1 protein-coding gene is annotated in these 736 nt (G+C 67.4%); it reads right to left on the bottom strand.

Annotated elements, in window-relative coordinates:
• On the bottom strand, positions 1 to 736 hold a 736-nt coding region (locus BZL64_RS28210; RefSeq protein WP_107430357.1), incomplete at its 5' end, for an IS5 family transposase.

The raw sequence follows: 736 nt of genomic DNA, 5'->3' as shown, positions 1-736 counted from the left end.
CTATGAGTCCTTCCAGTTCGGAGTCGACTCTCGTGTGAGTCTGCGGCTCATCAGGTCGATCATTGCGAGGCGGATCATCGCTTCGGAGCGGTGCGGGTGGGTTTCATAGTCGCGGGCCAGGCGGCGGTGGTTCATGAGCCAGCCGAAGGTCCGCTCGACGATCCAGCGCCGCGGGATGACCTTGAAGCCCTTCTGGCCCGGGTCGCGGCGGGTGACCTCGACGTCGATGCCGAGGTTGGCGCCGTGTTCGATCGCCTTGGTCCGGTAGCCGGTGTCGGCCCAGGCCTTGGTGATTCGGGGGTGGGCCTTGGCAATGTGAGAGAGCAGGTGAATGCCGCCAGCGTTGTCGGAGACGCTGGCCGCGGTGACCCAGACCGCGAGGAGGAGCCCGAGGGTGTCGACGCCGATGTGGCGCTTGCGTCCGGCGATCTTCTTGCCCGCGTCGATGCCCTGGCCGCCGGCCGGTACGTTGGCGGACGTCTTGACGCTTTGTGCGTCCAGCACGCACGCGCTCGGCTCGGCATCCCGGCCTGCGGCCTCCCGGACCAATCGGCGCAGCAGACCGTTGAGCTGGTCGAATACGCCGTCCTTCTGCCAGGCGGCGAAGTATCCGTAGACGGTTTCCCCCGGCGCGAAGTCGTGGGGAAGGTAGCGCCAGGGGATCCCGGTTCGGTCCACATACAAGACCGCGTCCATGATCCGGCGCAGGTCGTGCTCGGGCGGCCGCCCGATGTCC

The organism is Streptomyces bobili, assembly GCF_002154575.1.
Classification (GTDB): Bacteria; Actinomycetota; Actinomycetes; order Streptomycetales; family Streptomycetaceae; genus Streptomyces; species Streptomyces bobili.
The sequence above is the reverse complement of the archived record's forward strand: the minus strand, read 5'-3'. Positions and strand labels throughout refer to the sequence as shown.